The 235-nt window shown below is 68.9% G+C and carries 1 protein-coding gene; it reads right to left on the bottom strand.

What is annotated here, in order from left to right; all coding sequences use genetic code 11:
- On the bottom strand, positions 1-235 hold a 235-nt coding region (locus tag ACYQ8L_RS18820; RefSeq protein ID WP_459943338.1), incomplete at both ends, for a radical SAM protein.

A 235-nucleotide genomic window follows, 5' to 3' on the forward strand; every position in this document is an offset into this window, starting at 1 on the left:
CCCGCAGGGTCAGCGCCATCTCCACCCGCTGGGCCCGGGACTCCCCGATGCCGAAGATGCCCCCCGAGCAGGTCATGAACCCCAGGCGCTTGGCCGTGCGCACGGTCTCCACGTCGTCCTCGTAGTCGTGGGTCGTGCAGATCCGGGGGAAGAAGCTCCGGGCCGTCTCCAGGTTGTGGTGGTAGCCCCGGAGCCCGGCGTCCCAGAGCTTTCGAAGCGCGTTCTCCGAGAGGAT

The organism is Deferrisoma palaeochoriense, assembly GCF_054656955.1.